At 42.4% G+C, this 20804-nt stretch carries 18 protein-coding genes and 3 pseudogenes; 15 read left to right on the forward strand and 6 right to left on the reverse strand.

Translation table 11 applies throughout. The annotated features are described in order from the left end of the window. Positions 1-2: 2 nt before the first annotated feature. Complete coding sequence (locus tag LC033_RS01840; RefSeq protein ID WP_226566590.1) at positions 3-1397, forward strand: NAD-dependent succinate-semialdehyde dehydrogenase; 1395 nt, start codon at positions 3-5, stop codon at positions 1395-1397. 642 nt (positions 1398-2039) lie between these two features. Here LC033_RS01840 and LC033_RS01845 read toward each other — a convergent pair. Both LC033_RS01845 and LC033_RS01850 read right to left on the reverse strand, forming a co-directional pair. Then, positions 2040-2654 (reverse strand): YcnI family copper-binding membrane protein, encoded by a 615-nt coding sequence (locus LC033_RS01845; RefSeq protein ID WP_226566591.1) that lies wholly within the window; start codon positions 2652-2654, stop codon positions 2040-2042. Between the two features lie 15 nt (positions 2655-2669). Beyond that, positions 2670-4304: a copper resistance CopC/CopD family protein gene (locus LC033_RS01850; RefSeq protein WP_226566592.1), complete on the reverse strand. Its 1635-nt coding sequence runs from the start codon at positions 4302-4304 to the stop codon at positions 2670-2672. A 505-nt stretch (positions 4305-4809) separates the two neighbouring features. Here LC033_RS01850 and LC033_RS01855 point away from each other — a divergent pair. The 4 genes and pseudogenes from LC033_RS01855 (at position 4810) to LC033_RS01870 (ending at position 9692) form a co-directional block, all read left to right on the forward strand. Continuing rightward, positions 4810-6253 (forward strand): annotated as a pseudogene (locus tag LC033_RS01855) (PTS mannitol transporter subunit IIBC). A gap of 66 nt (positions 6254-6319) precedes the next feature. Further along, a complete protein-coding gene (locus LC033_RS01860; RefSeq protein WP_226566593.1) occupies positions 6320-6754 on the forward strand; it encodes a PTS mannitol transporter subunit IIA in 435 nt (144 codons plus the stop codon). A 1-nt stretch (position 6755) separates the two neighbouring features. Then, a pseudogene (locus LC033_RS01865) lies at positions 6756-7843 on the forward strand (mannitol-1-phosphate 5-dehydrogenase). Positions 7844-7943: 100 nt separating this feature from the next. After that, a complete protein-coding gene (locus LC033_RS01870) occupies positions 7944-9692 on the forward strand; it encodes a methyl-accepting chemotaxis protein (protein WP_226566594.1) in 1749 nt (582 codons plus the stop codon). 39 nt (positions 9693-9731) lie between these two features. On the opposite strand, the gene LC033_RS16980 is transcribed toward LC033_RS01870, so the two are convergent. Further along, on the reverse strand, positions 9732-9977 hold the full coding sequence (locus LC033_RS16980; RefSeq protein WP_226566595.1) for a DUF2651 family protein: 246 nt from the start codon (positions 9975-9977) through the stop codon (positions 9732-9734). A 46-nt stretch (positions 9978-10023) separates the two neighbouring features. Further along, positions 10024-10311: a hypothetical protein gene (locus tag LC033_RS01880; protein WP_226566596.1), complete on the reverse strand. Its 288-nt coding sequence runs from the start codon at positions 10309-10311 to the stop codon at positions 10024-10026. A gap of 183 nt (positions 10312-10494) precedes the next feature. Between LC033_RS01880 and LC033_RS01885 the strand changes: the two genes are divergently transcribed. Further along, positions 10495-11748 (forward strand): aminopeptidase, encoded by a 1254-nt coding sequence (locus LC033_RS01885; RefSeq protein WP_226566661.1) that lies wholly within the window; start codon positions 10495-10497, stop codon positions 11746-11748. A 144-nt stretch (positions 11749-11892) separates the two neighbouring features. On the opposite strand, the gene LC033_RS16775 is transcribed toward LC033_RS01885, so the two are convergent. Continuing rightward, the gene (locus LC033_RS16775) at positions 11893-12216 is read right to left on the reverse strand and encodes a tyrosine-type recombinase/integrase (protein ID WP_264188595.1); all 324 of its coding nucleotides are present in this window, start codon (positions 12214-12216) and stop codon (positions 11893-11895) included. Between LC033_RS16775 and LC033_RS01895 the strand changes: the two genes are divergently transcribed. The 9 genes and pseudogenes from LC033_RS01895 (at position 12184) to LC033_RS01935 (ending at position 19209) form a co-directional block, all read left to right on the forward strand. After that, complete coding sequence (locus LC033_RS01895) at positions 12184-12465, forward strand: hypothetical protein (protein WP_226566666.1); 282 nt, start codon at positions 12184-12186, stop codon at positions 12463-12465. The genes LC033_RS16775 and LC033_RS01895 overlap by 33 nt on opposite strands. Continuing rightward, positions 12383-12609: pseudogene (locus LC033_RS01900) on the forward strand (excalibur calcium-binding domain-containing protein). Before LC033_RS01895 ends, LC033_RS01900 begins: the two are co-directional and overlap by 83 nt. Before the next feature lie 103 nt (positions 12610-12712). Next, positions 12713-13492: a Cof-type HAD-IIB family hydrolase gene (locus LC033_RS01905; protein WP_376776390.1), complete on the forward strand. Its 780-nt coding sequence runs from the start codon at positions 12713-12715 to the stop codon at positions 13490-13492. 352 nt (positions 13493-13844) lie between these two features. Beyond that, positions 13845-14603, forward strand: a complete 759-nt coding sequence (gene pxpA, locus LC033_RS01910; RefSeq protein WP_226566598.1) for a 5-oxoprolinase subunit PpxA — start codon at positions 13845-13847, stop codon at positions 14601-14603. Positions 14604-14629: 26 nt separating this feature from the next. Beyond that, positions 14630-15847, forward strand: coding sequence for an NRAMP family divalent metal transporter (locus tag LC033_RS01915; protein WP_226566599.1), 1218 nt, complete (start codon positions 14630-14632; stop codon positions 15845-15847). A 5-nt stretch (positions 15848-15852) separates the two neighbouring features. After that, the gene (locus LC033_RS01920) at positions 15853-16644 is read left to right on the forward strand and encodes a putative hydro-lyase (protein WP_226566600.1); all 792 of its coding nucleotides are present in this window, start codon (positions 15853-15855) and stop codon (positions 16642-16644) included. An 18-nt stretch (positions 16645-16662) separates the two neighbouring features. Next, complete coding sequence (pxpB, locus tag LC033_RS01925; protein ID WP_226566601.1) at positions 16663-17409, forward strand: 5-oxoprolinase subunit PxpB; 747 nt, start codon at positions 16663-16665, stop codon at positions 17407-17409. Beyond that, positions 17406-18452 carry a 5-oxoprolinase subunit C family protein gene (locus LC033_RS01930; protein WP_264188596.1) on the forward strand — a complete coding sequence of 349 codons (1047 nt, stop codon included), beginning with the start codon at positions 17406-17408 and terminating at the stop codon, positions 18450-18452. Before pxpB ends, LC033_RS01930 begins: the two co-directional genes overlap by 4 nt. Next, complete coding sequence (locus LC033_RS01935; RefSeq protein WP_226566602.1) at positions 18436-19209, forward strand: IclR family transcriptional regulator; 774 nt, start codon at positions 18436-18438, stop codon at positions 19207-19209. The genes LC033_RS01930 and LC033_RS01935 overlap by 17 nt, the downstream gene beginning before the upstream one ends. Before the next feature lie 631 nt (positions 19210-19840). Here LC033_RS01935 and LC033_RS01940 read toward each other — a convergent pair. Continuing rightward, positions 19841-20476 (reverse strand): FMN-dependent NADH-azoreductase, encoded by a 636-nt coding sequence (locus LC033_RS01940; protein ID WP_226566603.1) that lies wholly within the window; start codon positions 20474-20476, stop codon positions 19841-19843. Positions 20477-20804: the final 328 nt, after the last annotated feature.

Raw genomic sequence — 20804 nt, forward strand, 5'->3', positions numbered from 1 at the left:
GCATGACAAACGAACTAAAAGTGTATAATCCTGCAACAGGAGAAGAAATTGCCTCGGTTGCTCAGCATACAAAAGAACAGATTGAAGATGCGATCACCCGCTCACACAAAGCATTCAAAACATGGGCAAAGACGTCTGCACATGAACGTGCGAATATCATTCGTAAGTGGTTTGATCTGGTCATTGAACATAGAGACAGACTAGCAAAGGTCATTACTGAAGAAAATGGAAAGCCGTATCAAGAAGCAATAGGGGAAATCGTCTACGCTGCTGGGTATATTGAATGGTACGCAGAGGAAGCAAAGCGCATTTACGGCCGAACCATTCCGTCTCATACGACAAATAAACGTCTTTTCGTCACAAAACAACCAGTTGGCCCAGTTGCTGCAATTACACCGTGGAATTTCCCCGCGGCAATGATTACAAGAAAGGCTGCACCAGCTCTTGCGGCAGGCTGTACGTTTATTGTGAAACCGGCTGAGGATACGCCACTGACAGCCATTGAACTAGTGAAATTAGGTCATGAAGCTGGGATTCCAGAGGATGCCTTGCAATGGGTAGTCGGTGATGGAAAAGAAGTTGGTGAAATCTTCACAGATAGTCCGTTGATTCGCAAAATGACGTTTACAGGCTCAACGCCAGTCGGAAAGCATCTCATCAAAAATAGTGCCAGCACAGTCAAACACGTATCGATGGAGCTTGGCGGTCATGCTCCGTTGATCGTAGACAAGGATGCGAACCTTGAACTGGCTGTGAAACAGGCAGTGGCATCTAAGTTCCGTAATGCAGGACAGACCTGTGTCTGTGCCAACCGCATCATTGTGCATGAAGAAATTCATGAAGCGTTTGCTCAAGCGTTCAGCAAAGAAGTAGAAAAGCTGAAAGTGGGAAATGGTTTTGAACAAGGCACTTCCATAGGACCAATTATCAATAAGCGCGGCTTTGATAAGATTGTCGATCAAATTCAAGATGCGGTCGATAAAGGGGCGAAGGTACTTGTTGGTGGAGATACACATTACGACGATGAGAAGTCCTATTATTTTGTACAGCCAACGGTTCTCACACACGTCAATCCTTCTATGAACATCATGCATGAAGAGACCTTTGGTCCAGTGGCACCGATTACGACGTTTCAAGCGTTAGACGAGGCGATTGAATTAGCCAACGATACACCTTTTGGACTTGCAGCTTATTTCTTTACAGATAATTACCGGAATGGACTTTACATCTCAGAGAATCTTGATTACGGTATTATTGGCTGGAATGATGGGGGTCCATCGGCTGTTCAAGCACCTTTTGGCGGTATGAAGGAGAGTGGCATTGGTCGTGAAGGCGGTATCGAAGGCATCGAGCCATATTTAGAAACAAAATATGTATCCATTGGTTTAGATGGATAATGAATGATTTTAGACTGACCGAGAAACCTCGGCAGTCTTTTTTTGTGTTAGACAGTTGGAGGGAATAGTTGATCCACTGTTTCTTTCGTTTCCTTGAGGATTTCGTGGATGTCATTCTGCAGATGCTTGATTCATACTGCTGAATAAGAGCAGTTCAACTGGCTCCAACGATAAAATTAAAGACTTCTGTACAGTCGTCATGAGATGGGATGGGGTAACGAAAGTTCTAGGGGCATCGTACATGTTCATAATGACAGCTTTTTTGTCCTGGAGCAGATTCTCAATCCCTTGTTCCTTGGTCTGATAAGCAAATCCCTCCGAAAAGGACGCACTCTACATAGCCCTTTAACATGGAAATCGGAAGAATAAATGTTGGACATCCGCTTTTTGAATGAGTTTCTGTCCTGTTTGAATGGCAATCGGCACATTACCGCTTTTGATCGCTGCCTTTTCCGCAATGGAGAGCTGCAGTTGAGCAAATATGATTAGTAGTTGGTTATGTGTCTCATTATGGCATGCACCTGTATCCTATTAAATCCTATGTTGGAAATGGTAGGTTGTTAAAATAAAAAGCGATCGTCAGAAAACGATCGCTTCAGCGTGTAGACAAACCTTCTCTTTCGGTGTTAGTCCTGGCAGATTTTATTTCTTTCTGAAAGCAAGTCCAAGTGCAATGAGTGCCACGACTAGAGATGCAATGGACAGGCCAAGGGCAAGTGGTGAGGGAGAAGTAGTGTCTGTTTCAGATGCCTTTTCTTCTTTTGGTTTTTCTTGACCGTGTGAATCCGTTACGGTATTAGAAGCGACGATGTTTGTGATCGAATGCGGTTTATCAGTATCTTTATCGCCAGTCCATTCAACGACCGTTCCATCTTTATAATATTGATAAGCATCCCATGCTGCTTCGCTTGCTTTTTCAGGGTTTTTCGCTACAAAAACGAATTGTTGGAACTGTCCAGCTAGCACACCATCACCTGTTGCTTCCCAAGTGACTCTTGTGACTTTGCCATTTTTCTCTTCAGTTGTTGTTTTCCAGCCAGGTACTGGCTCGTATTGTTGGAATTCTACGCCTTTAGGCATTGTGACGACAACCTTTGTGGTCGGGCTGTCACTCTCAGAAGGTACTTTTAACGTATAGGTTTCCCAAGCGTTTGTTGCAGACGTATTAGGCTTGACTGTTACGTGTGCACTCACAGGAATCGCCAGTAAGAATGAAGCGAGAAGCATTGGTAATAAAGCTTTAACGTATTTTTTCATAAATATGATCTCCTTTTAGTTTCTTCTAATAAAAGTAGTGTTGATGTTTTCAAAAGAACCAGTTAATGCATGGATTTCAATCTTCCAAGTTCCTTTTTCATTTAATAAGAGATTTTCAGCAGAGAAGTGTCCATTTTTTAATTGTTTCAGCTGAAATTCGCTCGGTGTCTCTTCACCGAATAAGGCGACTTTATGGATCTTGGCTGTCACAGATTGAATGTCAGTGATTGTTTGCCCATTCCCCTTCGTAAATCCCACTTCGAACGTATTTTTCCCAGGGGCATTCGGGGTAATGCTCAAGGACACAATGTCACGATGCTCGACCTGATTTGCTCCAAAGAATGGTTCTGGTGCAGGGGGGGGAGGGCTCGGAATATTGGTGAATACAGCCGTTAATAACAAAATAGCGATCCCAATGATCCATTCTACCCGTAAGGAAACGTTTCGATTGTGTTTCTTTTCCCATCTTAGCATCAAATAATGGACAAGCCCAAGGAGGCCCATGATGATAAATAAACCAATCTTGATTAAAAGCGTCCGTCCGTACACTGTTTGGAAAAGAGCATCAAACGATTGCAAAATAAAGATCGCATTCACAAAGCCTGAAAACATTATTAGCCCAACAGAGAGCAACGCCCACGGATGGAAGGCTGTTAGTGTCTTGCGTAAGAGCGGCTGATCTTCATTTGGCAGCTTCTTGAGCAAAAGCAGAACAATGGAGGTTAAACCCCCGACCCAAATGGATGCAGAGACGAGATGGATGAAATCAAGTGACGTTGTCAGTATTTTATTATCTGTTGCTGCTGGGTGACCGATCTGTGCTTTCAGCCAAAGGAGCACAGTGAAAATGAGCAGCGGAAACATCCATACCCGAAAAGAAGTGAAGTTCCTTTTTTTCATCGCCACAATGGTCCAGATGGTGAGAACAACAAACGATGCCATGAGCATCATCCACAAACTACCACCAGAAGTAGACAAAATGGTTTCTTTTAAAAGCGATGGTTCAAACGCCTTCCAATACGACACGTTTGCCGCTGATTTTGTTTGAATCGGCAGCTGGAGCACGAGTGCTCCGCCCATCATGATGAGTGAGAGTGTTAACAGCCACTTCATTCGTTTGGCTAATGCGGTTTTAATGGCTGCCTGAAACCAAAACAGTCCAAATAAAATAGTCCCCAAAAATAAGCTAAACGACGTATAGAGAAAGGCTTTGTCAATGGTCGAAGCCATATTAATGGATTCATTCGATTGACCTTGATCTAATTGGTCAAATCCTCCATCCGCTTTTCCAATACTAAATGGGATCATGCCAGAGACAGAGTGTCCATCCGCTGATACCGCATTCCACTGAATGGTGTAAATCCCTTTTGGTAAATCCTTTTTTAAAGCAGCTTCCATGATCTTTTGATCCTTAATGACCGTATCTCCCTTATCCACACGATCACCTTTTGCATTTAGCACCTTAATAGCATGAAAGCCGCTTTCAATTCCTTCACTAAATGTGATAGAGACTGAAGGAGGCTGCTTGTCGAGCTCTTCATTTGCCGCTGGATTTGAGCTCACCACATATGCATGAGCAAATGCTTCCTTCGGCATGAAAAAAGCGAACATCACGACAAGAATCAGCAGCCAGTTGCGATATTTCAACAATGTCAATAACCGCCTTTCTACCTATGAAAACGTCTCATGTATCAGAAAGAAAGCGGAAGTAAACTGTGAGTCACAGAAGAAACCGCTCTTCCTATTGTGCCGCCCACTTTAAAAGGTAAACGAAACAAACAGCAAGATGGTTCACTTTTTCTGTGTCATGTCTGCGCAGACGTTTCTTGAATAAATAGCTTTGATCAATATAAGCCTATTCGATTTAAGAAGAGAAAACAAGAAGCGACCATTTGAAAGTTGTGAAATTCCAATGAATTTTCTATCAAAACTACGTCAGATCAGCCTTTTTACCTGTTATTTCCTGTTTTATATCAGAGAATTCATTCATTTTTAAATTTTGTCACACACTAAGTGACAAAGTGACATTTAGTTTTAATAGAAGGGAAAGTGAAAGCGTTTTACGATAGGTATAAGGGCTTCACCAACACTTGTTCTTATATCTTTTGACCTATAAAGCCCTGAATAAAGGGAGAGAAGAAAGGGGTTTTCACAGATGCAGGAAAAAAGAGGATTCCGCGTGAAAGTACAGCGCTTTGGAAGCTATTTAAGCGGCATGATTATGCCGAATATTGGAGCATTTATCGCTTGGGGGCTTATTACAGCTTTGTTCATTCCAAGTGGTTATGTTCCAAATGAACAATTAAATACACTCGTTGAACCAATGATCAACTACTTACTGCCGCTATTAATCGGATATACAGGCGGTAAACTCGTCTATGACCATCGAGGCGGGGTCCTTGGTGCAACCGCTACGCTTGGGGTCATTGTTGGTTCTGATATTCCAATGTTTTTAGGTGCCATGATTATGGGACCACTTGGCGGTTATCTCATTAAGAAAGTAGACCAGCTATTCAAAGATCGAATCAGATCAGGTTTTGAAATGCTTATTAATAACTTCACGGCAGGTATCCTCGGTGCCATTCTTGTTGTCATTGATTTCTACGCAATCGGCCCAGTGGTACTTGGCCTTAATAAAGTCCTTGCCGCAGGTGTAGATATCATTGTCAATGCACATTTACTTCCGCTGGCCAGTATCTTCATTGAACCTGCGAAAGTATTGTTCTTAAACAATGCCATTAACCAAGGTATTTTAGGCCCTTTAGGGGTGGAGCAAGCAGCCAAAACGGGTCAGTCTGTTCTGTTCTTGCTTGAAACAAACCCAGGACCAGGTTTAGGTGTTCTTCTTGCGTGCGTATATGTTCTTTGGAAGAGGGAATACGAAGCAATCTGCACCTGGTGCAATTGTCATTCAGTTCTTAGGGGGAATCCATGAAATTTACTTCCCGTACATCTTAATGAAGCCAAAACTCATTTTGGCTGTCATTGCAGGTGGAGCAAGTGGTGTTCTGACTTTCACTTTATTAAATGCAGGATTAAAGGCTGTCCCATCACCAGGAAGTATTATCGCGCTCATGCTAATGTCACCAAAAGGCGGCCACCTTGCCGTTCTAGCAGGTGTTGCGGTGGCAGCGGTCGTATCGTTCCTTGTCGCTTCTGTCATTTTGAAAGCGTCCAAAGCAACTGATGAGGACTTAACGGCAGCAACAGAAAAGATGCAAGACATAAAAGGGAAGAAAAGTCCAGCAGCAGCTCTAACAGCACAAAAAGAAGATGCGGAAGCGAACGAGCAAGCAGCATTTCCAAGTGATGTCAATCCAGATGACGTGAACAAAATCATCTTTGCCTGTGATGCAGGAATGGGCTCAAGTGCGATGGGCGCTTCCATCTTAAAGAACAAAGTCAAAAAGGCAGAGCTTGATATTGATGTGACAAACACATCCATCAGCAACATCCCAAATGATGCCGATGTGGTCTTTACCCATAAAGATTTAACAGACAGGGCCAAGGCAAAACTGCCGGGAGTTGTGCATATCTCAGTTGACAATTTCTTAAACAGCCCGAAATACGATGAGCTGATTAAGAAATTAAAAAAATAACATGACAAAACGGGTTGAGTTCAACTTTTCCTGATTTTCCATTCTAAAGAAGGTGTGTGATCATTCATGAAACAAGTACTTTCAAAAGACAATGTTTTTCTGAACGAACAAGCAGGTTCTAAAGAAGAAGCCATTAAAAAAGCAGGAGAAGTCCTAGTGGCGAACGGCTATGTCACGAGCGATTATGTTGACAAAATGTTTGAAAGAGAGAAAATCTCATCTACATTTATGGGCAACGGGATTGCGATTCCTCATGGGACAGAAGATGCCAAAGCAGCTGTCCTGCATTCAGGAATTTCAATCATCCAAATCCCAGATGGCGTTGAATATGGAGAAGGAAATATCGCCAAAGTCGTATTTGGAATCGCTGGGAAAAACAATGAGCATCTTGATATTCTTTCTCAAATTGCGATTGTCTGTTCAGAAGAAGAACATGTAGAACGCATCATTCATACAAAGGATCAGGATGAACTGATCGCCATCTTTAATGAGGTGAACTAACATGAAGGCACTTCATTTTGGAGCAGGGAATATTGGCAGAGGGTTTATCGGATCTTTATTAAAGACATCAGGCTTTGAGCTTGTATTTACGGATGTAAATGAAGCGGTCATCAATGAGCTGAATGAAAGAGGAGAATACACGGTTGAACTCGCAGCACCGGGGCAGAAGCAGGAAGTGGTAGGTCCTGTGTCAGCGATCAATTCGGCACAAAACCCAGCGGCATTAACAGAGGCTGTTGTCACAGCCAATTTGATTACGACAGCCGTTGGACCAGACGTATTGAAGATCATTGCCTCATCTATTGCTAAAGGGTTAAAACAAAAAAAGTCTGACCATATCATCAACATTGTTGCCTGTGAAAACATGATTGGGGGCAGCTCTCATTTAAAAGAAGCCGTTTTTTCTCATTTGACATCAGATGAACAAGAAGCGATATCACAAACAGTTGGCTTTCCAAACGCTGCGGTTGACCGCATTGTTCCGATTCAGCACCATGAGGACAATCTCAAAGTGTCAGTTGAGCCATTTTTTGAGTGGGTCATTGATGAGACGGGCTTTATTGGAGATGTTCCTCAGATTGACGGAGCGACATTTGTAAAAATTTGACGCCATATATTGAAAGGAAGCTCTTCACTGTCAACACAGGACATGCCCTAGCGGCATACGTCGGTTATCAGCAGGGCATTCAGACGATCAAAGAAGCTGTCGACACACCAGAGATACGTCAAGTTGTCGAAGGTGCCCTTCACGAAACGGGCAGCTATTTAATTGACACATATGGCTTTCAAAAAGAACGATTTGAAAATGCCTTTATTTCCGATGAAGTGACTCGTGTCGCACGTTCCCCCCTCAGAAAGCTGGGGGCAGATGACCGCTTGATCGGTCCAGCGAAGAAAATCAAACAGCCAGTTTATTTAATCAAAGGCATTGCCGCAGCTTTGGCTTACGATTTTGCAGAAGACGAAGAAGCTGTTCGCATGCAAGCACTAAGGAAAGAAAAGGGCATTGAAGGTGTGCTGCAAGAGATATGTGGACTTACGCCAAAAGAAGATCTCTATCAAGCCATTCTGAAAGAAACAGCCCTATAATCGAAAAATCCCTTTCCATTTATGTGTAACCGGTTTTTTCTATGACTTTTTTAATACTTTCCCTCGCTTGACGATATATGAAGTAAGGGGGAATCTGAATATGAAAAAGAAAGCGTTCGTTTCAAGAAGTGTCTTTTTTCAATTAATGTCTGCCATCATCGTGATTACGATTTTAACAGGCGGACTTGTTGGAACAACAGGTTATTTGTTAGCGGAAAATATACTAATTGATGCAGGGAAAGCAGATTTAAAACACATCGTCAACGGAGCAATGGCCACACTTGAACAATTAAATGACCGTGTGGAGAAAAAAGAACTGACACTGGAACAGGCGCAGGAACAAGCCCGTATTTACTTGAGTGGGCCTAAAAATGACAAAGGGGAAGGATACCAATTTCAAAAATCAGATTTTATCTATAAAAATAAAGGCTATCTTGTCGCATATGGAGCGGATTATTCATCACAAGTACATCCTGTCAATGACATTGGCTCTATCCCAGATAACACGACCAACCGTCAAAAAATGGTCGCTGGCGCCACAGCAAAGGGCGAGGATGCACACTATGTCACCTACATGGATAAAGACAATGCGACTGGGGAAGAAAAGCAAAAGATGGCCTACATGAGCCAGTTCACGCCATGGAATTGGAGTGTAGGGATTGCAGTATTCGAGGATGAATTTTATAAAGAACTAGAACAGATGAAGCTATATATTATCCTGATTACAGCGGGTGTCGCTTTCCTTAGCCTTGGAGTCTTTTATTTGGGCGCTCGAAGAAAAATCAGACTGCTCAAGCAAGTCACTGCTGCTTCAAAAGAAATTGCGGCTGGTAATATTGAACGTACGAGCTTAAAAGAAACAACGGATGAAATCGGACAGATGGCACAAGGCTTTAACCATATGTCTGGAGAACTCAGAGCACTTGTGAGAGGTTTACAGGAAACGAGCAGTCAACTCGTCGAATCAGCGACAGATTTATCTGCGATATCTGAAGAAACATCAGCCAGCAGTGAAGAAATTGGCCGAGCGATTGGCGATATATCGACTGGTACGCTTCATCAGGCATCAGACCTTGAGGTGGCCAATCAACAAATGACCCAGTTCAATCAATCCATTGAAAACGTCAAAGAGCAAAGCGATCAAATTAAACGAATTTCTGACCAGTCGAATCAATCATCACAGCAGGGCCAGAAAATTGTTCAGAAATTAAAACAATCAAACGAACAATCGATTCAGGCGTCTCAAGGAATTAGAACTGGGATCGAGCAGTTAAGTACAAAAGTTCAGGATATCTCTCAAATCACAGACACGATTGAAAGCATTTCAAATGAGACCAATTTACTTGCACTGAACGCAAGTATTGAAGCGGCACGCGCAGGAGAGCACGGCAAAGGCTTCTCCGTTGTGGCGAGTGAAGTACGTAATTTAGCTGAACAAACAAAGCAATCAGCGGTCCAAATTCAGCAAATGATTCAAGGCATTAAAGAAGAAACGACGGCAACAGCCGGCATGATGTCTAAAACAATGGAACGTTTCACCGAGTTAGATGAAGCGGTACAAGCAACAGAACATGAATTCAGTACCATCTCTATGTCAATTTCACAAACCATTGTCGAAACAAATGCGATGACAAAAGAGCTCAATACATTGCTGGAACAAAACGATCTCATCACAAAAGCGATGCATGGTGCAGCACATATTTCTCAAGAAAATGCCGCCGCCATCGAAGAAATCACAGCATCTACAGACGAACAAGTCACCGCCATCTCCAATGTGGCGAAGGCAGCAGAAAGGCTCAATGAGCTAAGCATGCGATTGAACCAGGATATTGCACGTTATCGTCTATAAATCATTACAGGACTGGATTATGATGCAGTCCTGTTTTTCTTAAGGAGCCTTCTTAATAATGAGAAGAGTTATGACAGAAGAGATTATGGAAATCACAGTGTAGCATACTACCCAAAATAAAAAGGAAAGGTTTCCTTCTGCTAAAGTAAATAAACACACCAAACTTAATAAGAGACAAACATGAGGAGAAACCCAGATGTTTCTAAAAATACGTGTTCCTAATACCCCTATTAGAATGGACAATATGGGCAAAACACAAACAATTAATAAAACAATAGATCCCACTAGGTCATCCCCCTTATTACTGAATTAATTCAAGTCGTCCCGTTTCTCAATCTTTTTTTGATTGAATATCAATAGATTTTGCTAATTTTCCTTTTTTAATGTTATATAGATCTACACGTCCTATCACATTTTGTTCCTTTTGAGTATGGTATTTAAAAAACGCATACATGTTATCTTTAGAGAATTGAATGTTTTGGAGATATTGTTCTTCTTTTGTTTCTTTCATATCAAAAGCTTTTATTAAGTTAAAATTTTTATCATAGATTAATACTTTACCTTCAGAGGATGGAATAGCAATATTACCATTGTGAAGGACTTCAATTTGTGTTGGCATCAATATGGGGTATTCTAATGGATTTCAAAAGTGGCTCATTCCTATGTTTCCGCCGTGCCCTTTAGAAGAAATCACATCCCAAGAGAATTGTTATATTCATGAGATAAATGGAGACCTATGCTTGTCTAAGTGTCAAAATTTAACATTTTATCAAGGAATAAAAAGTTAGGAGATGAATGTGTGATGACGAAAGGAATATATGAGCTTATTAGTGAAGAACAATTGCAAAAGTATGCCGAACTTGCGGTGCGAATTGGTGTAAATGTGCAAAAAAATCAATTAGTGGTTATTCATAGTGACATAAAAAACGCAACTTTTGCACGTCTTATCCAAACTGCAGCCTATGAAGCGGGGGCTTCAAATGTGGTGATGGACTGGACAGACGAACAGTCTACCCAAGCATTTTATATACATGCCACAGATGGTGCCATCGATCAATTTCCCGACTGGCAACATGCCCGTTATAAGGAGTGGGACGATGCGGGCGCTGCTTACATCCATATTATTTCTGAAAACTTCAATATCTTTAAGAATGTTTCCCCAGAAAGGATTAGTCGCTTTCAAAAGGCTTTCCGCACCAAGTTGGAGGATCATGATGCAATGATTAGGTCCCACAAGGTACGCTGGTGTCTTCTAGCTGTCCCGTCCTTCGCATGGGCCACGAAAGTATTTCCTCATGTAAGTAAAGAAGAAGCTGTGCAATTGTTATGGCAAGCTATCTTAAGTGGTGCGCGGGCAGTTGGAACAAATCCTATCAAAGACTGGGAAAAACATGACCGAGCCTTCGAGTCCCGGAAAACGTTTCTAAACGATCACCAGTTTGCGGCACTGTATTTTACCAATAGCCGGGGAACAGATCTCGTCGTCGGCATGCCAAAGAATCATGTCTTTATCGGCGGAGGGGTCACAGATAAAAAGGGAATTTCATTTTTTCCGAACATTCCCACAGAGGAAATATTCTCTGCCCCCCATAGAAATAAGGTGAATGGAAAACTCGTAGCTACGAAACCGCTTGTCTATGGGGGAAGGGTTATCTATGATGTTTCCCTCATTTTTCAAAATGGACGGATTAAGGACTATGATGCAGCCACTGGACAGGATGCGCTCCAACATCTCATCGAAACAGACGAAGGTTCCCATTATCTAGGGGAAATTGCGTTGGTCTCTAACCATTCTCCACTTGCTCAGGCGGATATGCTTTTTTACAACACATTGTTTGATGAAAATACAGCTTGCCATATTGGCATCGGCAACGCTTCTCCTTCCAACCTACAATATGGCAGCAACCTATCTGGGGAAGCGTTGAAGGAAGCAGGACTGAATACGTCCCTCTTGTTAGTCAATGTTGCCTTTGGTACCGAAGATATGAAGGTGATAGGGATGAAAGAAGACGGAACGGAAGTTTTATTATTAAAAGATGGTGATTTCCAATTCTAATAATCTCAATTCCTTTATATATCGTGGGCTTAACTAAGGTAAGGAAAAGTATAGATGGTCAAACCCGTACCAATAAATTGTTCCTAAATAAGCAAAATAAAAGCAACCTTTCCTGATTAATTGGAAGGGTTGGTTTATCTTTATTTATGGAATCCAGGAATGAAGACCTCTGCCAAGCTTGGAAGCATGAATCTTTCTTCTTAAATAAATCCTAGTCGTGTCTAGCTTCTTGTGCCCAAGAGCACTTGAAATTTTGTAAACGTCAATTCCTTGATCACCAGAGATAATTGCATAACCATGCCGTAAAGTATGTGGTGTTACACTCATTGGTATCAATGCAACTTTGTTGGCAACTAAATTAAGCAAAAGTCCTATGTTACTGTCACAAGGTAGAGTCCAAACCCCTACCTTGTCTTTAATTGTTGGAAGAGAAAAATGATCATTGAGAATTTCACCAAAATGAAGCATTATTCAGTTGCTGCCAAGAATCAAAAAGGAAACGGCTTTGAATTAGTACTGAAAAAGGATCAGCATTTAAGTCAGGAAGATGTTAAAAGGTTGCTTCAGCATCTTGGAAACAGAACTAATCTTCAATTTGAGAAAAAGCTGAAGAAAGAAGAGCCGCAAAAACGTTTTGTCTTTAGGTCTTTTACTAAGCTTTACTCAAGTGGACACTCACACAGCGGATGCAAAGACAGTCAAGTACAAAACCTGTAAAGCGCTTAACAAGGTTTATAAAGGCGGCGTAGCGAAAAGCAAAAACACGAAAAACAAAGTACAAGCCATATGCATCAAAAGCAAATTACCTAAAAAAATAAACACCTTGATCGTGATAAAGACGGCATCGCTTGTGAACGCTAGGAATATGTGACAAGACCTGTAACAGGGTCTTTTTTCTATGGGATCAAACTCGTCCCTTTGTTCCATCTTCATCTTTATATTAAAATAAAGGTAGATTCAAAAAATGATACAAAGTGGGGTACTCAATTTGTCAACACAAGCTGATAAGAAAGACATCCGATTGATTGCCATTGATATGGATGGCACGCTATTAAACAGTGAACACGTCATTCCGGATGAAAATAAACAAGCCATTAAAGAAGCAGAGGCAAAAGGCGTCCATGTGGTCATTAGCACAGGACGTACGCTGATGACATGCCGAGAGCTTGTGGAGCCGCTCAAACTCTCTTCCTATCTTATTACAGCAAACGGCAGTGAAATCTGGGATTCATCGTTTCAGCTCATTGAACGAGAACTGCTGCACCCCGATCATGTCCAAATGATGTGGGAATTTAAAAATAGGTACGAAACCGATTACTGGGCTTCCACTGTGGATAAGGTGTGGAGTGGGGAATTCCCAGAACGTATTCATGACCATGAATGGTTGAAATTTGGCTTTGATATTCATGATGATGACATTCGTGAGGAAGTGCTGAATACACTGAAAACAAATGAGCATCTAGAGATTACGAATTCAAGTCCGACCAATATCGAAGTCAATGCGGCAGGCATTAACAAAGCTGCGGCTCTTGCAAAAGTAGCAGAACGCATTGGCTGTACGATGGACAACGTCATGTCACTTGGCGATAGCCTAAATGATATGGCCATGATTCAAGAAGCAGGATTAGGCATTGCGATGGGAAATGCACAAGAAGTCGTGAAAGAAGCTGCTGATTGGATTACCGCTCCTAATACAGAACACGGTGTAGCAAAAGCCATACAACATTGGGTGCTATCTCAATAAAGAAGGAATGATGAACTGGGTACATGGGGACCAGTTATTTTTTCATGATCTCGCTTGCGATCTATGTGGACTGCACATCCAACTTAGAAATGAACATGGCTGAGGCTGGGTCTGTTTATGAAAAAGCTTTGATCAGCAGCTTTTAGATAATGATGTCTTTCATAAAACATCATCATACCTATTGGAAAAGCGAGAGGACATCACCTCTCGCTTCTTTTCTTTCTCCTAGTTCTATTGTTATGTTTTCTGACAATTTTTTTAATGTCAAGTGTATCAAAAGTTGGTATAATCAATATAAGTCCGAATATTCGGACTTATTATTCCGTTTTTCGGAACAACGAGGGGGGATTCTATGTATCAAGTGGATATCAACTGTGATTTGGGAGAAAGCTTTGGTCAATACACAATCGGTGCAGATGAACAAATTCTTGAATTTGTAACTTCTGCCAACATTGCTTGCGGTTTTCATGCAGGAGATCCAACGGTGATGAGAAAGACAGTCAGAATGGCGCTGGATAAAGGGGTTCAAATTGGTGCACATCCAGGTCTCCAAGATTTAGTCGGCTTTGGAAGACGTCCTATGGCCATCTCGGCAGAGGAAGCCTATGATCTCGTCATCTATCAAATTGGTGCTCTGTCAGCCTTTCTAAAAGCAGAAGGCGGCACGATACAGCATGTCAAACCACACGGCGCCCTGTACAACATGGCGGCTAAAAATACTGAATTATCCGAATCAATTGCAAAGGCTGTATATGATGTCGATCCAAACCTTGTGTTATTTGGGTTATCAGGCAGTGAACTCGCGTTAGCAGGTGAAAGAATAGGTCTTCAAGTGGCGCATGAAGTCTTTTCTGATCGGACGTATCAAACAGATGGAACACTGACGTCCCGCCGCGAGCCACATGCACTCATTGAAGAGGATGAAATGGTGGTAGAGCAGGTCGTTCGTATGGTTAGAGAAGGAAAGGTTCGTACAGTTCAAGGGGAAGATATTTATCTCAAAGCACATACGGTTTGCATCCACGGAGACGGCAGCCATGCGCTTCAATTTGCAAAAACCATTACAGCGAAGCTAAAAGAAGCCAATATTCATCTCAAAGCCTTTCAATAAAAATCGTCATCAAAGGGGGAAACAGCATGAAAACAGAGGAAGTCAAGAACATGAAGGCACCAAAGGGGAACCGATCCATGTTGATGGGGGCAGCCTTTTTAATGGCTACGTCAGCCATCGGACCGGGATTTTTAACACAAACGACCGTGTTCACACAGCAGCTTGCAGCTAGCTTTGGGTTTGTTATTTTGATCTCCATTTTGTTAGATATTTTTGCACAAACGAATGTATGGCGCATCATTGCCGTCTCAGAAAAACGAGGACAGGATATTGCAAATATGGTTTTTCCGGGTCTTGGTTATGTGTTAGCCTTTTTGATTGTCATTGGAGGACTTGCCTTTAATATCGGAAATATCGCTGGTGCTGGTCTCGGTTTTCAGGTGATTTTCGGCGTCGATCCAAGAATAGGGGCCGGGGTCAGTGCAGTGATTGCCATTCTTATTTTTGTCATCAAAGAGGCTGGAAAAGCGATGGATCGATTCACACAGGTGGCCGGCTTTGTGATGATTGGGCTTATGCTGTATGTGGCCATTTCAACTGCTCCACCAGTTGGAGAAGCGGCAGTGAGAACATTCGTTCCAGAGAAAATTGATATTTTATCGATTGTGACTCTTGTGGGCGGAACGGTTGGCGGCTATATCGTCTTTGCTGGTGGTCATCGTTTGCTGGATGCTGGAATCAAAGGGAAGGAGGCACTTCCACAAGTCACGAAAAGCTCCATTTTCGGTATCTTAATTACATCTGTGATGCGTGTCGCTTTATTTTTAGCGGTTCTAGGGGTTGTCTCAAAAGGCTTACAGATTGATCCATCGAATCCACCTGCTTCTGTATTTCAGCTAGCTTCAGGAAATATTGGATTTAAGATGTTCGGATTGATTATGTGGGCTGCGGCGATTACTTCTGTCATTGGAGCGGCATACACATCTGTCTCCTTCTTTAAAACCTTCTCGCCAAAAATTGAGCAAAATCAACGCGGCATTATCATCGGTTTTATTGCTCTCTCGACTATTTGTTTTATGACCATCGGAAGACCTGTGAACGTATTGATATTGGTTGGAGCGATTAATGCATTGATTTTGCCGCTTGCACTTGGAACATTGCTGGTCGCAGCCTATAAAAAAGAGATTGTTGGTGATTATCGTCATCCATTCTTTTTGACAGCGTCAGGGGCGTTTGTTGTCGTCATCATGGCCGTTATGAGCGGATATACCATTTTAAATGAAATCCCGAAACTATGGAGTTGATTCAGATGAATGCATATCAAGCATGTGAGCCAGCACAGATCAGGGAATTGATCCGAAAAAAGGAGATCACAGGACCAACGGCTGCTTATGCTGAAGGATTTGCTCAAGCCAATTTAATGATTGTCAAAAAAGAACTTGCCTTCGATTTTCTTTTATTTTGTCAGCGTAATCCGGTTTCATGCCCCTTGCTTGATGTACTGGAGCCAGGTGATCCAGTGCCAAGACGGTCAGCGCTTCAAGCAGATATTAGAACGGATTTTCCGAAATACCGTATTTACCGAAAAGGGGTCCTTCAAGAAGAGGTGACAGATATCTCCCCTTATTGGGAGGGTGACATGGTCGCCTTTCTTATCGGATGCAGTTTTACTTTTGAGCATGCGCTCATGCTGAATGATATCCCTGTACGCCATATCGAAGACGGTCATAACGTACCGATGTATGAAACGAATATACCCTGTGAACAGGCAGGGGTGTTCCATGGCCCGATGGTTGTCAGCATGAGACCCATTCCGGTGCATCAAGTCACAAGAAGTGTTCAGGTGACGTCTAGATTCCCTTCCGTACATGGCGGTCCCATCCATATTGGAGACCCAGCTGTAATTGGGATTGCAGATGTGGACAAACCAGACTTTGGAGAGCCGTCTGCTATCAAAGAAGGAGAGGTCCTGGTGTTTTGGGCATGCGGTGTGACGCCGCAAGCCATTGTCATGCACACAAAACCAGACATTGCGATCACCCATGCACCTGGTCATATGTTCATCACAGACCGAAGAGATCAGCAGCTCGGTGTGCTGTAGAAAGAGAGGTGTCCTCAAGTGGCGTTTTCGACGATAAAAGATTTCATCACCTTCCACCCGCTTGGAGATGCAGCGATCGTCATCCAAGCTGGAGACGACATACGTGAAGAGATTCATGAGGGTGTTCAACAGCTGTTCGCATGTATTGAACAGCATCCATTTGACGGATATGTTGAAGCCGTTCAAGCCTTTACAAATGTGACCGTTTTTTATGAGCCGTATACGGTTCATCAATCTGCTCAGCTGGATCAACATAGCATATCTCCATATGAATGGGTCAAAGCCTATATCAAAAGGCTTCTTGAAGACAAATGGCAGGAAGGGGTTCAGGTTGAGCGCCGCATCGTCGACATTCCTGTATGTTACGGAGGAGCGTTTGGTCCTGATTTAGAAGAAGTCGCCCGCATCAATGGTTTGACACCTGAAGAAGTGGTGCGTATCCATACAGCCGGGACGTATCTTGTCTATATGATTGGATTTGCCCCAGGGTTTCCGTTTTTGGGCGGGCTTTCTGACAAGATCGCAGCACCCCGCAGGGAAACACCGAGAATGTCCATTCCAAAAGGGTCTGTAGGAATTGCGGGAAAGCAAACAGGCGTTTACCCCATTTCCACACCAGGAGGCTGGCAGCTTATTGGACAAACCCCATTGCCATTGTTTCAGCCAGATGCTGAGATACCAAGTCTACTGAAAGCAGGGGACGAGGTCAGATTTGTCCAAATGTCTGAAAAGGAATTCTTCAGCATGAAGGAGGCAAAACGTTGAGTATTCAAGTCATCAAGCCAGGGATGTTCACAACCATTCAAGATAATGGGAGAAAAGGCTACCAGAAGTATGGCGTCCTAACGAGCGGCGGCATGGATCAGCTCTCCCTCAGAATCGCCAATATTTTGACCGGAAATCAAGAAAACGAAGCTGTACTGGAAATCACCTTGATGGGGCCAGGTCCTGTGTTTAAGTGTCAGAAAGATCAGTTGATTGCAGTCACTGGCGCTGATGTGGAGATCGATATTGATGGGGACCAAGCACCTCTTTGGAAACCACTTTTCATTCGATCCGGAAGCACCATCACCTTTGGACCTTGTATGAGGGGATGCCGCTCCTATCTAGCTGTGGCAGGTGGATTCGATGTTGAGCCAGTCATGCAGAGTAAAAGCACCTATGTGAGAGCGGGGATAGGCGGGCTGAAAGGGCGTCTGCTTGAAAAAGATGACATCCTGACCATTGGAGAGCCATCATCACTAGCGACCAGCCTGCTTCACATGCTAAAAAGTAAAGAGAAATATGCGAGATACAGCGCACCTGATTGGACAGTGAACCATACTCATTTCTTGCCGTTACGGAAATCACAAGTGATTCGGGTTTTGGCAGGCAGATATCTCTCTTATTTTCAGGAAGAATCTCAAAAAGCCTTTTTTAAGCAGCCTTACCAGGTCACGCCTCAATCAGATCGTATGGGATGTAGGTTGAAGGGAGAACCCATTCGCTTAAAGCAAAAGCTTGAATTGATTTCAGAAGCTGTTGCCTTTGGCTCTGTCCAAATCCCTCCTGACGGCCAGCCGATTATTCTGCTGGCAGATCGGCAAACAACAGGCGGATACCCTCGGATGGGTGAAGTAGCGACAGTGGATCTGCCTCTCATTGCGCAGTCAATGCCTGGTGCGAATCTGTATTTTCAGCAAATCGACCGGCAGGAAGCAGAGCAAGCACTATTTCACCAAGAGGAGGAAGTGAGGGAACTGACTGCAAGAATAAAGCTGGAAGCATTCTCGTTTAGAAAAGGTGAGGATTATGCAAAACACAAATAAAACCGTTGTGAAATCAATGGAGATTCTGCGGCTGTTTATCTCACACGAACAATTAACGTTAAATGAAATGATTGAGCTGTCCCATATGCCAAAAACATCTGTACATCGAATGGCCAGCTCATTAGCAGACATGGGTTTATTAGAAAAACACGAGTCTGGTGTTTATCGATTAGGATTGATGTTTCTTGAATACGGTCAGCTTGTAGCCGATCGCCTTGATATTCGGAGGATTGCGAGGCCGTTTATGGAAAGCTTGCGAGATGAGGTAGGAGAAGTCGTACAGCTCATCGTTCGTGAAGGAGACGAAGCCATTTACGTGGAAAAAATCGAAGGTACGCAGCCTGTTCGGCTCTATACCGCCGTTGGCAGGCGATCTCCACTATATGCAGGAGCATGTGCGAGAAGTATTCTCTCATTTTTACCAGAGAAAGAGAGACAGGCCTACATGGACTCGGTCGAGCTAGAGAAAATCGGAATTGGGACCATCACAGATAAAGCTGTCCTTCGAAACATTCTCGAAGAATCAAACAAACGGGGCTATACGTTAAGTTATTCAGAGCTTGAAAACTATACAGCCGCTATTGGAGCGCCGATCTTCAATCATCTCGGGGAAGTGGCAGCAGGAATTAGCATTGCAGGGTTTGAAGCAGGGTATCAAAAGGAACGCCTACCTTACTTAATTGAGGAAGTCAAAAAAGCTGCCGGCGGTATTTCAAGAGAATTAGGATTTTCATCTGAACAAATAAAAAGCCAATAACCGTATAGACTGACATAGCAAAATGAGACACAATTAAAATACACTATTAGGCTGACATGGTACCATAATGTTTTTGGTGCGTGGTAGCCTAATTTTTCTTGGATACGCTCTTCATTATCATACTTGATGTAACGGTCAATTCGTTGTCTGACATCTTTTTCTGATATAGAGTTGAACTTTGTAAACATAAATTCCTCTTATTTGAATGGAATGATTCAATTACTGCGTTATCCCAGCAGTTACCTCGTCTGGACATACTTAAGGTGTTCAACCTGCCTATTCACTTTTTCCTCTTTGGATACATTGTCGGATCCCGAAGCTATATTGTTTTCCAATTGGCTGATCGAATCGATATAACCGATTTTATCGATACCACTTCATCCATGTTTTAATCTGAGACACATTCTTTATATTGTAATTATCCATAATTTGAATGGTAAACTGTCCGCTTCATTTATCTTTCACAACAGCCCTTTTTATTTAAGCTGAATATCTGTTCTTCTCCATAAAAAATACCCCCCAAATTACACTTAGTTTAAGTGTATCACTTAAAGGGTGTTTTTTTATGTCCCATTTGACTAGGTTAGTCTACATTCCCTGTAAAGATCATTGGCTTTTTGTGTATGATTGATTAGAAATTTTTACCTAAAGCTTTTGCACGTTTGATTGCATCTGCTTTAATTTGCTCTGCTTTTGCAGGCTCAGCATTGTGACCTTCAACAATAAGACCTTCGAATGAAGGAATTCCGAAGAAACTCGCAATTTTACCAAGGTAACGATGACCTGCTTCAAGTTCAGCAGCAGGACCTTCAGAGTAGTATCCGCCACGTGCTTGGATGTGTAGCGCTTTTTTGTCTGTTAATAAACCAACAGGACCTTGCTCTGTGTATTTGAATGTTTTACCAGCTACAGCAACAGAGTCGATGTATGCTTTAAGAACTGGTGGGAATGAGAAGTTCCAAAGTGGTGAAACAAAAACATATTTGTCAGCAGAAACGAATTGATCGCTTAATTCGTTTAGACGGGCAACTTTCGCTTGCTCTTCAACTGTAAGTGTATCAAAGCCAGCACCAGATTGAAGCTTGCCCCAGCCTGAGAATACATCTGCATCAATGTGAGGAATGTTTTCTTTGTACAAATCGATATGTACAACCTCGTCACTTGGATTTGCTTCCTTATAAGATTCGATAAATGCTTTGGCAGTAGCCATACTGTAAGAAACGGTTTCATCATGCGGGTGTGCAGTGATGTATAAAACTTTTGCCATAACTTATTCAATCCTTTCTGTTTAAGTGTTTTTTTAGCGTATCCTAAGAATAAACTGAATATTTATCATCTTTATTCATATTGGAATGGTATGAAAAAGATGTAACAATAACAGTTACATAAAAACTGATATTTTCATTGTAATCACAATATAGTTTGAAGTCAAGGTATAAAGTCTTGAAATCAAGATAAAAAGTTTGTGAATTTTTCTGGAATGCTTTGAAGCAAGGATTTAAGCATAAAAAGCCTACACCGATCCATATCGCAAGTAAAGAGTTTGTAAATTCATCTGAACCTTTGGCTTGAAAAAAAGGTGGATGCCTTTAAGC

The organism is Bacillus stratosphericus, from assembly GCF_020524495.1.
GTDB classification, from domain to species: domain Bacteria; phylum Bacillota; class Bacilli; order Bacillales; family Bacillaceae; genus Bacillus; species Bacillus stratosphericus_B.

What these genes read in the sequence shown, in the direction of transcription:
- LC033_RS01905 (WP_376776390.1), top strand. Translation starts at nt 12,713, where the DNA reads ATGATACAAAGTGGGGTACTCAATTTGTCAACACAAGCTGATAAGAAA.
- LC033_RS01880 (WP_226566596.1), bottom strand. Translation starts at nt 10,311, where the DNA reads ATGCCAACACAAATTGAAGTCCTTCACAATGGTAATATTGCTATTCCA.
- LC033_RS01870 (WP_226566594.1), top strand. Translation starts at nt 7,944, where the DNA reads ATGAAAAAGAAAGCGTTCGTTTCAAGAAGTGTCTTTTTTCAATTAATG.
- LC033_RS01920 (WP_226566600.1), top strand. Translation starts at nt 15,853, where the DNA reads ATGAATGCATATCAAGCATGTGAGCCAGCACAGATCAGGGAATTGATC.
- LC033_RS01840 (WP_226566590.1), top strand. Translation starts at nt 3, where the DNA reads ATGACAAACGAACTAAAAGTGTATAATCCTGCAACAGGAGAAGAAATT.
- LC033_RS16775 (WP_264188595.1), bottom strand. Translation starts at nt 12,216, where the DNA reads ATGCTTCATTTTGGTGAAATTCTCAATGATCATTTTTCTCTTCCAACA.
- LC033_RS01845 (WP_226566591.1), bottom strand. Translation starts at nt 2,654, where the DNA reads ATGAAAAAATACGTTAAAGCTTTATTACCAATGCTTCTCGCTTCATTC.
- LC033_RS01935 (WP_226566602.1), top strand. Translation starts at nt 18,436, where the DNA reads ATGCAAAACACAAATAAAACCGTTGTGAAATCAATGGAGATTCTGCGG.
- LC033_RS01915 (WP_226566599.1), top strand. Translation starts at nt 14,630, where the DNA reads ATGAAAACAGAGGAAGTCAAGAACATGAAGGCACCAAAGGGGAACCGA.
- LC033_RS01885 (WP_226566661.1), top strand. Translation starts at nt 10,495, where the DNA reads ATGACGAAAGGAATATATGAGCTTATTAGTGAAGAACAATTGCAAAAG.
- LC033_RS01940 (WP_226566603.1), bottom strand. Translation starts at nt 20,476, where the DNA reads ATGGCAAAAGTTTTATACATCACTGCACACCCGCATGATGAAACCGTT.
- LC033_RS01860 (WP_226566593.1), top strand. Translation starts at nt 6,320, where the DNA reads ATGAAACAAGTACTTTCAAAAGACAATGTTTTTCTGAACGAACAAGCA.
- LC033_RS01895 (WP_226566666.1), top strand. Translation starts at nt 12,184, where the DNA reads ATGATCATTGAGAATTTCACCAAAATGAAGCATTATTCAGTTGCTGCC.
- pxpA (WP_226566598.1), top strand. Translation starts at nt 13,845, where the DNA reads ATGTATCAAGTGGATATCAACTGTGATTTGGGAGAAAGCTTTGGTCAA.